Below are 14,173 nucleotides of genomic sequence, written 5' to 3'. Positions count from 1 at the left end.
ATTCCGTTGTCGATCCCAGAGTATCCGGCTTTCAGGCGCGATCACCTGCAAGCGGATAAGATGCCCTAGATTCAAAAGACTAGCGCCATCTCTGTGCGTTCAAATGAATAGACAGCGCTCCAGGGAAATCCGCCCTTGCCGTCGCCTTTTCAGCCGAATAGACACGGAGAGACCGGACTGTTCCGCAAAGAAAAGCAGAGGAAATACCGCCCATGAGCCCGACCTCGCTCCATTCATCCCTTAATTTTTCCGCCGGCCCGACGGCCGCCGCGACCAATCCCGCGCTCGGCGACCTGCCCGCCTGGAAGCTCAGCGACCTCTATCCTTCCGCCACCTCCACGGCCTTCGTCAGTGACATGGAGAAGGCCGGAAAGGCGGCGATCGCCTTCGAGGAAAAGTGGAAAGGCAAGCTTGCCKACGCTGCCACCAAGACCGGCGAGGCAGGCATCGGTGCCGCGCTCAAGGAATATGAGGCGCTGGATGATATCATGGGCCGCCTCGGCTCCTTCGGCGGCCTCACCTATTTCTCCAACACCAGCGATCCGGCCAACGGCAAGCTCTATGGCGACGTGCAGGCGCGGCTGACCGACTATTCCGCCCATCTGCTGTTMTTTCCGCTGGAGCTTAATCGCATCGACGATGCCGCGATGGATGCCTGCATGGTGAACGACCCGGCCGCCGGCCACTACCGCCCCTGGATCGTCGACCTGCGCAAGGACAAGCCCTACCAGCTCGACGACAAGCTGGAGCAGCTATTCCTGGAAAAATCCATGACCAGCGCCGCCGCTTTCAATCGCCTGTTCGACGAGACGATGGCGGAGCTGCGCTTCGAGGTAGACGGCGAGAAGCTGCCGCTGGAAGTCGCCTTGAACATGCTGCAGGAGAAAGACCCCGAGGTGCGCCGCAAGGCGGCAATGGCTCTCGCCGAGACCTTCAAGGCCAATTTGCGCATCTTCACGCTGATCACCAATACGCTTGCCAAGGATAAGGACATCGCCGACCGCTGGCGCGGCTTCGAGGACATCGCCGACAGCCGGCATCTGGCCAACCGCGTCGAACGCGAGGTGGTCGATGCATTGGCTGCCGCCGTGCGCGACGCCTATCCTCGCCTGTCACATCGCTATTACACGATGAAGGCCAAGTGGCTCGGCATGGAGCAGATGAATTTCTGGGACCGCAATGCGCCACTCCCCGAGACCTCGAATGCGCTGATCCCCTGGACCGAAGCGAAGCAGACCGTTCTTTCCGCCTATGACAATTTCGCTCCGGAAATGGCCGCGATCGCCAAGCGATTCTTCTACGAGGAATGGATCGACGCACCTGTGCGCCCCGGCAAGGCGCCAGGCGCCTTCGCGCATCCGACCGTTCCGTCGGCGCATCCCTATGTGCTCGTCAACTATATGGGCAAGCCGCGCGATGTCATGACCCTAGCACACGAGCTCGGCCATGGTGTGCATCAGGTGCTTGCCGGCGGCCAGGGCGCGCTGATGTGCCAGACGCCGCTGACGCTGGCTGAAACGGCCTCCGTCTTCGGCGAAATGCTGACCTTCCGCGCCTTGCTCGACAAGATCACAGACAAGCGCGAGCGCAAGGCGATGCTCGCCCAGAAGGTCGAGGACATGATCAACACGGTCGTCCGCCAGATCGCCTTCTACGAATTCGAACGCAAGGTGCACACCGCCCGCAAGAACGGCGAGCTGACAGCGGACGATATCGGCGAGCTGTGGCTCTCAGTCCAATCGGAAAGCCTCGGACCGGCGATCAAGATTTCCGAGGGCTATGAGACCTATTGGGCCTATATCCCCCACTTCATCCACTCGCCCTTCTATGTCTACGCCTATGCCTTCGGCGACTGCCTGGTGAATTCGCTCTATGCCGTCTATCAGAATGCCGAGCAGGGCTTTCAGGAGAAATATTTCGAGCTGCTGAAGGCCGGCGGCACCAAGCATCACTCCGAACTCCTGAAGCCCTTCGGCCTCGACGCCACCGATCCGTCGTTCTGGAGTAAGGGACTGTCGATGATCGAAGGGCTTATCGATGAGCTGGAGGCGCTAGATAGAAACTAAGTCTTCCTGTTTGTTCGGAAGATGAGCAAGTCAGGCATGTTCGTCGTTATGGCGCCTTCGTGCCTGGCCCCTCACCCCAGCCCTCTCCCCGCTCATGCGGGGAGAGGGAGCTATCCTGCGCAAATCGCTCGCTGATCGTCTGGACACGAGCGGTACGGCGGATAGAGAACTGGTCCCCTCACCCCGCTCGCGGGAGAGGGTTAGGGTGAGGGCCAGGCACATAGGTGCGCCAAATACGAAGGCGCCTGACAATCGACACAACAAGAAAGCTATACAGGCCGAAACATGGCCGATACCCAACCCTACGTCCTCTTCCGGGACGACAGCACAGGACAGGTGATGCTCTTTGCCGAGCCGGCGGAGATCATCACGGCTCAAACACGTGCGGAATTCTTCGATGCCCTTGACCGGATGCAAAAGGCGAAGGAGGACGGAAAATGGCTGGCGGGCTATATGGCCTATGAGGCCGGTCACCTCTTCGAGGAAAAGCTTGCCCCTTTCGCTGAGGAGAACCGCGAGACGCCGCTGCTCTCATTCGGCGTCTTCGACGCTCCGGCGGCGGACGGCCACCCCCTCGCCCAGCCATTGCAACGCCTTGAAAACGAGGCGTTTCTGACCGACGCCACGGCCGCGTGGAACCCCTCCATATATAAAGAGAGATTCGACCGGCTGCATTGGCATTTGCGCCAGGGCGACTGCTATCAGGCAAACCTCACCATGCCCATCACGGCCCGTTGGAACGGCGACGCCCGCGCCGCCTTCTGGTCGCTGATMGAGCTCCAGCCGGTGAAGTATGGAGCGCTGGTCGATCTCGGCGGCCCGGTCATCCTGTCGCGCTCGCCCGAACTCTTCTTCCGCACCGACGACGACGGCTGGATCGAGACGCATCCGATGAAGGGCACGGCCAAGCGCGGCGCCAACGACGCCGAGGATGCCGAGATCATCAGCGCCATGCTTGCCGACGAGAAGACGCAGGCCGAGAACCGCATGATCGTCGACCTCCTACGCAACGATATCTCGCGCATCACCGAGGTCGGCACGCTCGACGTGCCGAAACTCTTCGAGATCGAGACCTATCCTACCGTGCACCAGATGGTCAGCCATGTGCAGGCGAAGCTGCGCCCCAATATGACCATTCGCGATATCTTCGCGGCACTCTTCCCCTGCGGCTCGATCACCGGCGCGCCGAAAATTCGGGCGATGGAAATTCTGCACGACCTCGAAGTCGGCCCGCGTGACGCCTATTGCGGGGCGATCGGTATGATTGCGCCGAGCGGCGCTATGCGTTTTTCCGTGGCGATCCGCACCATCACGCTGTTCGACGACGGCCGCGCCGTCTTCAATGTCGGCGGCGGCATCGTTTTCGATTCGACGGCGGAGGCGGAATATGAAGAATGCCTGCTGAAGGCACGCTTCGCCGTGGGGGACCGATGGATCCGGCGCTAGAGGACTTTTCGCTGATCGAGACGCTGCGTTATGAGCCGCAGACGGGCTTCCTGCGCCTGCGCCTGCATCTTGCCCGCCTCCAGCGTTCCGCCCGCCGATTGGGTTTTCCCGCACCGAAGGATGCGCTAACGAAACTGGATGCGGCCGTCGCCGGCGCGAACGCTCCATTGCGGGTCCGTCTGACATTCKATCGCGCCGGACGGACGGAAGTCACGACCGCCGCCTTCACGCCCCTTGCACCCGACGCCACCTGGCGCGTCCGCATCGCCGGAACCCGTCTTGATTCCGCCGACACGCTGCTGCGCGTCAAAACCACTCGCCGGTCCGTCTATGAGGCTGCCCGCGCCGAATATTCGCCGGCGGAGGCCGACGAAGTGCTGTTGCTCAATGAAAGGGATGAGGTCTGCGAGGGCACTATTACCTCTGTATTCCTCGACGAGGGTTCCGGTCCATTGCGAACGCCGCCCATCTCTTCCGGCCTGCTTGCCGGTGTGTTGCGCACCGAACTCATTTGCCAACGCAAAGCCCGCGTCGGCCGGATAAGGCTGGACGATCTGGAAAAAGGTGAGCTTTATGTCGGAAACTCCCTGCGCGGACTGATCTGCGCACAACTCATACGGAATTGACGCAATGTTCATCCTCTCCCTGACCTATCTCAAGGGCAATGACGAAGCCGACGAGCACATGGAGCCGCATATGGCCTGGGTGAAGGAAGGTTATGCGAAGGGCTGGTTCCTCGCGTCCGGCCGCAAGGTGCCGCGCACTGGCGGCATCATCTTTGCCCTGGGCGACCGTGATGAACTGGAAGCCTATGTCGCAGCCGATCCCTTCACCATCCACGGCGTCGCCGCCTATGAAGTGACGGAAATCGCTCTGACGACCGTCGTGGAAGGTTTGGAGGCGCTGAAAGCCTGATTGAAAACCGGGAGGGCGTCGCCGCGATGGATGATCTCAGTCAACATCTGAAACAATTGGAAGAACGGCTTTTCGATCCGGCGGTGCGTGCATCGAGACCGGCGCTGGAGGAACTGTTGTCCGCCGAGTTTCGCGAGATCGGCAGTTCAGGCATGCTCTATACGTTTGGCGACATCGTCGATCGGCTCACCGAGGGCGAGCCCGACGGCATTTCACGGGTACTGACCGGTTTTGAATTAAAAATGCTCTCCGATACGCTCGCGCTCGTGACCTATCGTGCAACCCTCCACTATCCGGATGGACGTGACGTCAGGACGCTCCGCAGTTCGATCTGGCGGCTGGAAGCGGTCGAGCGCTGGCGGATGCTCTTCCATCAGGGAACGTTGACTCAGTAGGCTCCATCCATGACCTTGTTGACCTACACACCCTATGACGGCTCCGCAAAGCCCTTCACCATTGGTCTCTTGCCGCTCGATCCGGCAAGATGGATCGAGCCGGACGCCGACCTCAGGCGCTACCTCGATGAAAAGCGAGAGCTTCTTCGCGATCATCGCGACGATATTTTCGTTTCCGAAGACGGATCGGAGAATGCGCAGCAGGAATGCCTTGATCTTCTGAGCGCTTATCTCTGCGAACAGCATCCCGCGATCTATCGTCGTCAAGGCGATATCGTCTCCGCCGCCGGTCACGCGATCGATCTCGCCGATCCCTACCTACCGCCGCTTCTGAAAGCCGGTTCGCTCGTCGCCGACGATCTCGTCATCATGCGGCGCAAGGAGAATGGCTGGCATCTCGTCGCCGGCCATGTCGCCTTCCCCTCCTCCTGGTCGCTCCAGGAAAAATTCGGCCGGCCGATGCAGGCGATTCATGCCGACGTGCCCGGTTTCAGCGAGGGCACCCGCAATGCCGTTCTCATCAACCGCATCTTCGACAATCTGCAGGTGACGCAGCCCGTCGAGCGGATGAACTGGTCGGTGAGCACGACAAACGAATTGTCCCTCCCGACTTCGAAGCACAGGCGACCGCCGGCCAGCACGGCTCCCACGCTCGAAACCAGCTTTGCCCGCGTCGAGCGCCAAACGCTACGCAAGCTGCCGGTATCCGGCGATATCCTCTTCACCATCCGCGTCTATGTCGACCCGATCGCGGCGATCGCCGGCCATCCCAAGGCCCCGGAACTGGCATCGAGCTTTGCCGCACAATTGGATGCTTTGGATGAACAGCAGACGGCCTATAAGGGCCTCACCCATCAGAAAGCAGAGTTGGTGAGGCAATTGCGAGCGCTTGCGGAAGTTGCGTCACCGGATTGACATTTACCCGATAAGCCAGGACGGCTCTTTATTGTGACATGAATTTATGGTTAGAGCCGTTCACCTCGCATTTTCGCGCAAACACTGATTGAATTTCAGCGACCGAACGGCGTCCTGCCTTTCGAAGGAGAAAAGAATGACGGAACAGAACTATCCGGTATATGCCGAAATTACCGGTCCGATCGTGATGATCGGCTTTGGCTCCATCGGCCGCGGCACCCTGCCCCTGATCGAGCGCCATTTCAAATTCGACAAGAGCCGGATGGTCGTCATCGACCCGCAGATGGACGCCGAGCACCTGGCGATCCTCGAGAAGCACGGCGTCCGTCATATCCAGGAATATGTCACCAAGGACAACTACAAAGACCTCCTGAAGCCGCTCCTGACGGAAGGCGGTGGCCAGGGCTTCTGCGTCAACCTCTCGGTCGATACCGGCTCGCTCGACCTGGTCAAGCTTTGCCGCAAGCTCGACGTGCTCTACATCGACACCGTCGTCGAACCTTGGCTTGGCTTCTATTTCGACAAGAACATGAAGAATGCCGACCGCACCAACTACGCTCTGCGCGAAACCATGCGCAAGGAGAAGGCAAAGAATCCCGGCGGTGCGACGGCGGTCTCCACCTGCGGTGCAAACCCGGGCATGGTGTCCTGGTTCGTCAAGCAGGCACTCGTCAATCTCGCCAATGACATCGGCGTCAAGTTCGAAGAGCCGGATCAGCATGACCGCGAAGGCTGGGCCAAGCTGATGAAAAAGGTCGGCGTCAAGGGCGTCCACATTGCCGAGCGCGACACGCAGCGCACCAAGCATCCGAAGCCGCTGAACGTCTTCTGGAACACCTGGTCGGTCGAAGGTTTCATCTCTGAAGGCATGCAGCCGGCCGAACTCGGCTGGGGCACGCACGAAGAGTGGATGCCGAAGAACGCCAAGAAGCACAAGAAGGGCTGCCAAGCCGCCATCTACCTGGAACAGCCGGGCGCTAACACCCGCGTCCGTACCTGGTGCCCAACCCCGGGTCCGCAATACGGCTTCCTGGTCACCCACAATGAGTCGATCTCGATCGCCGACTATTTTACCGTGCGCGACAAGGACGGCGACGTCACCTTCCGCCCGACCTGCCACTACGCCTACCATCCGGCCAACGATGCCGTGCTTTCGCTGCACGAGATGTTCGGCAATGGCGGCACGCCGCAGCCGGTTCACCACGTCCTCGATGAAGACGAACTGGAAGACGGCATCGACGAACTCGGCGTACTGCTCTATGGCCACGACAAGAACGCCTATTGGTACGGTTCGCGTCTGTCTCTCGAAGAGACCCGCCGCATCGCTCCATACCAGAACGCAACCGGCCTGCAGGTAACCTCCGCAGTGCTCGCCGGCATGGTCTGGGCGCTCGAAAATCCGACCGCCGGCATCGTCGAAGCGGACGAGATCGACTACAAGCGCTGCCTCGAAGTGCAGTTGCCATATCTCGGCCCGGTTGAAGGCCACTACACCGACTGGACGCCGCTTGACGGCCGCCCGGGCCTGTTCCCGGAAGACATCGACACCAAGGATCCTTGGCAGTTCAGGAACATCCTGGTTCGCTGATCGACAGATCATCCGAACAGTCAGAAATTCGAATGCCCGCACAGGTCGTGCGGGCATTTTTGTTACGTTTGTTGGATAAATCGAAGTGACGGGTTCTGGAGCCTTGCTTTCGCCAGATGGCCACGCCATGGTTCCCGCAACCAATATGACATTAGTCCGCCTTCAATCGCGGGAGATATTTATGAAGATCAGAACCAGCATTGCCCTTCTTGCCGCCGCCGCAGCGTTGTCCGCCTGCGTCGATTTCGGCGGATCGAGGTCTCCGCCGGCCATGCACGCCAGCGTCCAGCCGCAGACAGGGGTAGAAGGCAACTGGAGCGATGCGAACGGCCTCATTTCGACCTTCCAGGCCGGCACCTTCACCACGCACACCACCGACAGCAACACGGTTCTGGCTTCGGGCACCTATAGTACCGTTTCCCCCAGCCTGATCGAAATCAACATGACGTCGCTGGTGCGCAAGACGCAGTCCAAGATCAACTGCGCCCTGATCAACCCTTCTCAGCTCAACTGCACCTCCGATGCCGGGAAGCAGTTTTCGCTCAATCGTCGATAGGGGCTGAAACAGGCTCTGCGGACGGATGAAAGCCATGCGTAGAATGGCGCTCTATCTCGTTCTCATCGCCTCCTTGCCGCTCGCCATCCTGGCGGCGGCTTTGCCTGCCAACAGCTATAAAGCACAAGGAATCGCGGCGCTCGATTGCGACGGACCGATGAGCGTCTTCATCATCGCCCTGCCTGCCTTGCTGATCTATGCCATCGGCACGATCCTGCTTTACCGCGATCGGCGCCGGCGCCTTCATCGCGTCGCAGCACTTTGCTGCCTGCTCGTCACTCTTACCATCGGCTGGAATCTCGTCGCCGCCGTGCGAGAGTCCCATGGTACTGCCTCCATTGAGGCCTGCGCCTGACGCAGCGACTTCTTTCAGGCAAATTTGCAAAATCCTAATAAACCCAACAGCTTTTGCTTGCGCTCTTTCCGCCGCGATGGAAAGATTCGACACGGGGGTACCGCCGCGGGACATGGGCGGGCCGGATATGGTGAGCAACAGGAGAAAGAGATGACGAAGCCCTTCGGTATGGGTCTTTTGGCCGCCGCGGCCTTGGCGCTCAGCGCCAGCACCGCCTTCGCGGATTACCAGCTCAACATTCTGCACTTCAACGATTTCCATTCGCGCGTGGAATCGATCAACAAGTTCGACGCGACCTGCTCCACTGCGGAAGAAAGCAAGAATGAATGCTTCGGCGGGGCAGCACGGCTGAAGACCGCAATCGACCAGCGTCGCGCCGCACTCGCCGGCCAAAATGTCCTGTTGCTCGATGCCGGCGACAATTTCCAGGGCTCACTGTTTTACACGACCTACAAGGGGGCTGCCGAGGTCGAATTTCTCAACGCTATGAAGCTCGACGCCATGACCGTGGGCAACMACGAATTCGATGATGGCGAAGGCCCGCTTGCCGCTTTCCTCGACAAGGCGCAATTCCCGGTMGTCACCGCCAATCTTGTCGTGGACGAGCAGTCGAAAATCGGCGACCGCATCAAGAAATCGATCGTGCTCGATATCGGCGGCCAGAAAATCGGTATCGTCGGCGCGGTCACGACCGAGACGCCCGAACTCTCCTCGCCTGGCCCGCATATCAAGATCACCGACGATGCGGCTGCCATCAGTGCCGAAGTGGATGCACTGAAGGCGCAGGGCGTCAACAAGATCATCGCGCTCACCCATGTCGGCTATCCGCGCGATGTTGCCCAGATCGCCAGGATCGCCGGCGTCGATGTCGTCGTCGGCGGTCATTCGCACACGCTGCTGTCGAATACCGATCCGAAAGCGGCCGGCCCCTATCCGACCATGGTCGACAACCCGGCGGGCTATAAGGTCCCGGTCGTCCAGGCCGCTTCCTACAGCAAGTATCTCGGCGACGTCGTCATTACCTTCGATGACAACGGAGTCGTCAAGGAAGCCAAGGGCGATCCGATCCTGCTCGATTCTTCGATCAAACCGGACCCGACCATTGCMGCCCGCGTCCAGGAAATGGCCAAGCCGATCGAGGAACTGCGCCAGAAGGTCATTGGCGCTTCGCAGGCCCCGATCGAGGGCGCACGCGAGATTTGCCGCGTTCAGGAATGCTCCATGGGCAATCTCGTCGCCGATGCCATGCTCGACCGTACGAAAAACCAGGGCATCTCCATCGCCATCCAGAACGGCGGCGGCCTGCGCGCCTCGATCGGCGCCGGCGACGTCACGATGGGCGACGTGCTGACCGTGCTGCCGTTCCAGAATACGGTCGCCACCTTCCAGTTGACGGGTGCCGATGTGAAGGCAGCACTGGAGAACGGCCTCAGCCAGATCGACGACGGCGCCGGCCGTTTCCCGCAGGTCGCTGGTCTCAAATATACCTTTGACAAATCAAAGCCGCCCGGCGACCGCATCGTCTCCATCACGGTGCAGGAAGGCACGGAGTTCGTGCCGCTAGACCCTAACAAGACCTATGGCGTCGTCAGCAACAATTACATGCGCGCTGGCGGGGACGGTTACGTGGTCTTCGCAAAGAATGGCAAGAATGCCTATGACTTCGGCCCCGATCTGGAAGGCGTCGTTGCCAATTATCTGGCATCGCACAATCCCTATAAGCCCTACACCGATGGCCGCGTGACGCAGGTCGGCGGCACCGCGGCCACCGCCCAGCCAGAGGCAGGCAAGCCGGCTGCAACGCAAGAGGCAGCGGCATCGGATCAGAAACCCGTCCCGGCTCCGGCCGATACCGGTGCAGCTTCCTCCACAACAGCTCCTGCTGCCTCGACACCCGCCACCACGACACCCGATACGTCAACATCTCAGACGACGGCACCCGCCGCGACTGCTCCGACGACTGCCGCGCCGGCAACAACAGCCCCCGCGACTGCCGCTCCCGCCACGACAACGGCGCCAGCCGCTTCAACGCCGAGCACCACCACGACCCCAGACACGTCGACGTCTCAGACAACGGCGCCCGCAGCGACCCCGCCGACGACCACCACCGCCCCCGCTACAACGGCTCCGGCTGCTGCTGCTCCGGCCACAACGACGACAGCGCCCGCCGCTTCGACGCCCGAGACCAAAGCACCGGCAACGACTGCGCCCGCCACAACGACCACCACGCCGACGACAACGGCTCCTGCTACCACAATAACTCCGGAGACCGCCGCACCAGTGCCCCAGGCTAGCGAGCCGCCGAAAACACCGGCTACCCACGTCATCGCCGCCGGCGACACGCTCTGGGATATCGCCAAGACCTATTACGGCGATGCCGGCGCATGGCACAAACTCGTGGCCGCCAATCGCAATCTCAAGCCGCGCCACCTCACCATCGGTCGCGAATTGAAGATTCCGGCCAAGTAAGGACGATTTGTCCCGTAAAAGTCAGCCGGTCCGGGCTTTCCCGGGCCGGCTTTTGTTCCTATGTGAGGTGCTCCGTTTCGTTGAGAGGAACACAATTGATGATCGCAGAAGCCTCGGCCGGCCAACCGCAGCAAAAATCCGGCAAGATCGGCGTCCTTCTCGTCAATCTCGGCACGCCCGATGGCACCGACTACACGTCGATGCGGCGCTATCTGCGCGAATTCCTGACCGACAAGCGTGTCATCGAGTGGTCGCCGTGGAAATGGTATCCGATCCTGTTCGGCATCGTCCTCAACACCCGCCCCGGCAAGGTCGGCAAGGCCTATGAGACGATCTGGAACAAAGAAAAGAACGAGAGTTTCCTACGCACCTATACGCGCAACCAATCGGATTTGATGGCCGCTCGGCTGATGGATCTGCCGAACGTCGTCGTTGATTGGGGCATGCGCTACGGCAAGCCTTCGATCGGTGAGCGCATCCAGGTGCTGAAGGATCAGGGGTGCGACCGTATCCTGCTGTTTCCGCTCTACCCGCAATATGCGGCCGCGACCACCGCCACCGTCAACGACAAGGCTTTCGAAAAGCTGATGGCCATGCGCTGGCAGCCGGCGTTGCGCACCGTGCCGGACTATCATACCGACCCGACCTATATCGAGGCACTCGCGAACTCCATCACCCGGCACCTCGCGACACTCAACTGGCAACCGGAGAAGATCCTGGCCTCCTTCCACGGCATTCCACTTTCCTACTCCGAGAAGGGCGACCCCTATTATCGACAATGTGTCGAGACCAGTCGGTTGCTGCGTGAAAAGCTTGGCTTGTCCGAAGACCGGTTCATGCTCACCTTCCAGTCCCGCTTCGGACCGGAGGAATGGCTGCAACCTTACACGGACAAGACGGTGGAGAGCCTTGCCAAGGAAGGCACGAAACGCATCGCCGTCCTCAACCCCGGCTTCGTCTCGGATTGCCTGGAAACGCTTGAAGAAATTGCCGAACAGGCAGCCGAATCCTTCCATCACAATGGCGGCGAGAAGTTCACGCACATCCCCTGCCTGAACGATAGCGAAGATGGCATGCGGGTGCTGGAGAAGGTGGTGAGACGGGAATTGCTGGGCTGGGTTTGAAGTCCGCCATACGCCTGCGGCGCCGGATGCTATTCCACCGCCGCGACGGCAGTGCTTCACTGCAATTGCGGCTTCCTGAGAAAGCTGCTGCGATCAGCCGATTTGACGCGTAGCCATGCTTCCCGGCCGTTGCGCAATATCCTCATGGGGATTTCCGCGCCGGCGGGGCCGCTTTCCCATACCTTGCGGTAAAAATCGGCCAGGCTGTCGACCTCGCCGTCCCGGATTTCGGAGATGACATCGCCTCGCTGCAAGCCCGCTTGAGCGGCCGGGCCTCCTTCCGCCACGCTCATGACCACGACATCGCCGTTGCTTTCAGCGGAGAAAGCACCGAGCCAAGGTCTCGGCGGCTTGTTGACCTGGCCTCGGTTGAGCAGGTCATCGAGAATAGGCGGCAGCAAATCGATCGGCACGACCATATTGATATCGGCCGTCTCTTCGTTCTGGGAGGCCATCTGCAGGTGAAGCGAGCCGATGCCCAGAAGCTTGCCGTGCGCATCGACGAGCGCAGCGCCGCCCCATGAAGGATGAGCGGGCGCGACGAAGATCGCCTCCTCCAGCAGATATTCCCAATATCCGGCGAATTCCTGCTTAGCCACGATATTTGCCCGGACGAATTGACCGACACCGTCGGCAATCACCACGGGATCGCCGATCCCAGCCTTGGCCACATTGCCGAATTCCAGTGCCGGAACCCCAAGCGAGCCAAGCGCCTGGACCAGACCGAAGCCGGTTTCCTGATCATAGGCAAGCGCATGAGCGGGAACCACCCGGCCGTCATGGGTCGTCAGCCAGACCTCCTCGGCTTCGGTGATCAGATAGCCGATCGTGAGTACCAGTCCGTTATCCCTGATGACTACGCCGCTGCCTTCCCGCCGGGTTCCCAACGCGCCAGCCGTAAAGGCATCTTCCGGAATTGAAGCGTGCACGGCCACGATTGACCGCAAAGTCCTGTCGATATTCATCGTCTCACCCTGGTGATGCGCCACGCCATGGCTCGGAGAGCCGCGCGGCGGCAGAAACCGGATACATTTCCTCCCCTTAAGGTATGAACATGTGTGGTCAGGTGCAAGGCCTGAGTGAAATTGAGAGGGCGCCGAAACCGTCCGTTCGGACCGAAAGCGCAAGATTTCCGCCCGCCCTTTTCACGCCGTCAAGCGAGGCACACGGTTGGCTTTCACGGCCCATTCCGCCCTTGCCGAGAACATGCTAACCCACCACATCAGATTGATCTGCTGCGCCGCCTGTTCGCCCGAATGCGTAGAGATCGCGGCAGTGTTTTGAAGTGACGCAAATCCTGCATCGTGCAGGGCGTCCATGGAGGATTTTATGGTCGTCGGTGGTTTCAGCATCGTCGTGGTCGCTTTTGTAATTCTAGTCATCCTGGTGCTGTTTGCCGGGATCAAGACCGTGCCACAGGGATATCGCTATACGCTCCAACGCTTCGGACGCTACACGCGCACACTCGAGCCGGGCCTCAATCTGATCGTGCCCTTCATCGATTCTGTTGGCGCACGCATGAATGTCATGGAGCAGGTGCTGGTCGTCCCGACCCAGGAGGTCATCACCAAGGACAATGCGAGCATAGCCGCGGACGCCATCGCCTTCTATCAGGTGCTAAACGCTGCGCAGGCCGCTTACCAGGTGACCAATCTCGAAAATGCCATTCAGAATCTGACCATGACCAATATCCGCTCCGTCATGGGCTCGATGGATCTCGATGAGCTGCTTTCCAATCGTGACGCCATCAATGACCGATTGCTGCGCGTCGTCGACGATGCGGTACACCCCTGGGGCATCAAGGTCACTCGTGTCGAGATCAAGGACATACAGCCGCCAAAGGATCTGGTCGACGCAATGGCGCGGCAGATGAAGGCCGAGCGCGAAAAGCGCGCCCAGGTGCTTGAGGCGGAAGGCCTGCGCAACGCGCAAATCCTACGGGCCGAGGGCTCCAAACAGGCTGCGGTGTTGCAGGCGGAAGGTCAGCGTGAGGCAGCTTTCCGCAATGCGGAGGCCCGCGAACGCCTGGCCGAAGCGGAAGCCAAGGCGACACGTATGGTTTCGGAAGCGATCGCCGCAGGCGACATTCACGCCATCAACTATTTCGTCGCGCAGAAATATACGGAGGCACTGACATCCATCGGCACGGCCGGCAATTCCAAGATCGTGCTGATGCCAATGGAAGCCGCTTCGCTCATCGGTTCGCTCGGCGGTATCGGCGCTATCGCCCGCGAGGTCTTCGGCGACAGCAATAATGGCGATACGCCTTCGCAGCCGTCACGTCCGCGTGCGGGCGCAACGCGATCGACCCCCTCCGTCAATCCGCTGCCGCGGGAGAGTTGAG

13 protein-coding genes are annotated in these 14,173 nt (G+C 60.5%); 12 read left to right on the top strand and 1 reads right to left on the bottom strand.

Going from position 1 to position 14,173, the window contains the following annotated elements; all coding sequences use genetic code 11:
- Positions 1-212 precede the first annotated feature (212 nt).
- From QD357_RS12530 to hemH, 11 genes are all read left to right on the top strand, one after another.
- Entirely contained in the window at positions 213-2,066 is a 1,854-nt protein-coding gene (locus QD357_RS12530) for a M3 family oligoendopeptidase (RefSeq protein ID WP_414124394.1), read from the top strand.
- Positions 2,067-2,351: 285 nt separating this feature from the next.
- Complete coding sequence (locus QD357_RS12525) at positions 2,352-3,512, top strand: aminodeoxychorismate synthase component I (RefSeq protein ID WP_107109179.1); 1,161 nt, start codon at positions 2,352-2,354, stop codon at positions 3,510-3,512.
- Positions 3,497-4,138: an aminotransferase class IV family protein gene (locus tag QD357_RS12520; RefSeq protein ID WP_414124393.1), complete on the top strand. Its 642-nt coding sequence runs from the start codon at positions 3,497-3,499 to the stop codon at positions 4,136-4,138. Before QD357_RS12525 ends, QD357_RS12520 begins: the two co-directional genes overlap by 16 nt.
- A gap of 4 nt (positions 4,139-4,142) precedes the next feature.
- Complete coding sequence (locus tag QD357_RS12515) at positions 4,143-4,427, top strand: YciI family protein (protein WP_107109181.1); 285 nt, start codon at positions 4,143-4,145, stop codon at positions 4,425-4,427.
- 26 nt (positions 4,428-4,453) lie between these two features.
- On the top strand, positions 4,454-4,822 hold the full coding sequence (locus QD357_RS12510) for a DUF4440 domain-containing protein (protein ID WP_107109182.1): 369 nt from the start codon (positions 4,454-4,456) through the stop codon (positions 4,820-4,822).
- 9 nt (positions 4,823-4,831) lie between these two features.
- Positions 4,832-5,737 (top strand): heme-dependent oxidative N-demethylase family protein, encoded by a 906-nt coding sequence (locus QD357_RS12505; RefSeq protein WP_107109183.1) that lies wholly within the window; start codon positions 4,832-4,834, stop codon positions 5,735-5,737.
- A 136-nt stretch (positions 5,738-5,873) separates the two neighbouring features.
- Entirely contained in the window at positions 5,874-7,325 is a 1,452-nt protein-coding gene (locus QD357_RS12500) for a homospermidine synthase (RefSeq protein ID WP_107109184.1), read from the top strand.
- 181 nt (positions 7,326-7,506) lie between these two features.
- Positions 7,507-7,881 carry an outer membrane lipoprotein Omp10 gene (gene omp10 / locus QD357_RS12495; RefSeq protein WP_107109185.1) on the top strand — a complete coding sequence of 125 codons (375 nt, stop codon included), beginning with the start codon at positions 7,507-7,509 and terminating at the stop codon, positions 7,879-7,881.
- Positions 7,882-7,915: 34 nt separating this feature from the next.
- Positions 7,916-8,236: a hypothetical protein gene (locus QD357_RS12490; RefSeq protein ID WP_107109468.1), complete on the top strand. Its 321-nt coding sequence runs from the start codon at positions 7,916-7,918 to the stop codon at positions 8,234-8,236.
- Positions 8,237-8,386: 150 nt separating this feature from the next.
- The gene (locus QD357_RS12485) at positions 8,387-10,705 is read left to right on the top strand and encodes a 5'-nucleotidase C-terminal domain-containing protein (protein WP_414124392.1); all 2,319 of its coding nucleotides are present in this window, start codon (positions 8,387-8,389) and stop codon (positions 10,703-10,705) included.
- A 98-nt stretch (positions 10,706-10,803) separates the two neighbouring features.
- A complete protein-coding gene (gene hemH, locus QD357_RS12480) occupies positions 10,804-11,829 on the top strand; it encodes a ferrochelatase (RefSeq protein ID WP_107109187.1) in 1,026 nt (341 codons plus the stop codon).
- Between the two features lie 56 nt (positions 11,830-11,885).
- On the opposite strand, the gene QD357_RS12475 is transcribed toward hemH, so the two are convergent.
- A complete protein-coding gene (locus QD357_RS12475; protein ID WP_414124391.1) occupies positions 11,886-12,794 on the bottom strand; it encodes a S1C family serine protease in 909 nt (302 codons plus the stop codon).
- Positions 12,795-13,158: 364 nt separating this feature from the next.
- On the opposite strand from QD357_RS12475, the gene QD357_RS12470 reads away from it, so the two are divergent.
- A complete protein-coding gene (locus QD357_RS12470) occupies positions 13,159-14,172 on the top strand; it encodes an SPFH domain-containing protein (protein ID WP_107109189.1) in 1,014 nt (337 codons plus the stop codon).
- Position 14,173 lies beyond the last annotated feature (1 nt).

Origin of the sequence: Rhizobium sp. BR 317 (assembly GCF_047445835.1) — a bacterium.
Taxonomy (GTDB): Bacteria; Pseudomonadota; Alphaproteobacteria; order Rhizobiales; family Rhizobiaceae; genus Rhizobium; species Rhizobium paranaense.
The sequence above is the reverse complement of the archived record's forward strand: the minus strand, read 5'-3'. Positions and strand labels throughout refer to the sequence as shown.

What these genes read in the sequence shown, in the direction of transcription:
- QD357_RS12515 (WP_107109181.1), top strand. Translation starts at nt 4,143, where the DNA reads ATGTTCATCCTCTCCCTGACCTATCTCAAGGGCAATGACGAAGCCGAC.
- QD357_RS12490 (WP_107109468.1), top strand. Translation starts at nt 7,916, where the DNA reads ATGCGTAGAATGGCGCTCTATCTCGTTCTCATCGCCTCCTTGCCGCTC.
- QD357_RS12505 (WP_107109183.1), top strand. Translation starts at nt 4,832, where the DNA reads ATGACCTTGTTGACCTACACACCCTATGACGGCTCCGCAAAGCCCTTC.
- hemH (WP_107109187.1), top strand. Translation starts at nt 10,804, where the DNA reads ATGATCGCAGAAGCCTCGGCCGGCCAACCGCAGCAAAAATCCGGCAAG.
- QD357_RS12470 (WP_107109189.1), top strand. Translation starts at nt 13,159, where the DNA reads ATGGTCGTCGGTGGTTTCAGCATCGTCGTGGTCGCTTTTGTAATTCTA.
- QD357_RS12510 (WP_107109182.1), top strand. Translation starts at nt 4,454, where the DNA reads ATGGATGATCTCAGTCAACATCTGAAACAATTGGAAGAACGGCTTTTC.
- QD357_RS12475 (WP_414124391.1), bottom strand. Translation starts at nt 12,794, where the DNA reads ATGAATATCGACAGGACTTTGCGGTCAATCGTGGCCGTGCACGCTTCA.
- QD357_RS12500 (WP_107109184.1), top strand. Translation starts at nt 5,874, where the DNA reads ATGACGGAACAGAACTATCCGGTATATGCCGAAATTACCGGTCCGATC.
- omp10 (WP_107109185.1), top strand. Translation starts at nt 7,507, where the DNA reads ATGAAGATCAGAACCAGCATTGCCCTTCTTGCCGCCGCCGCAGCGTTG.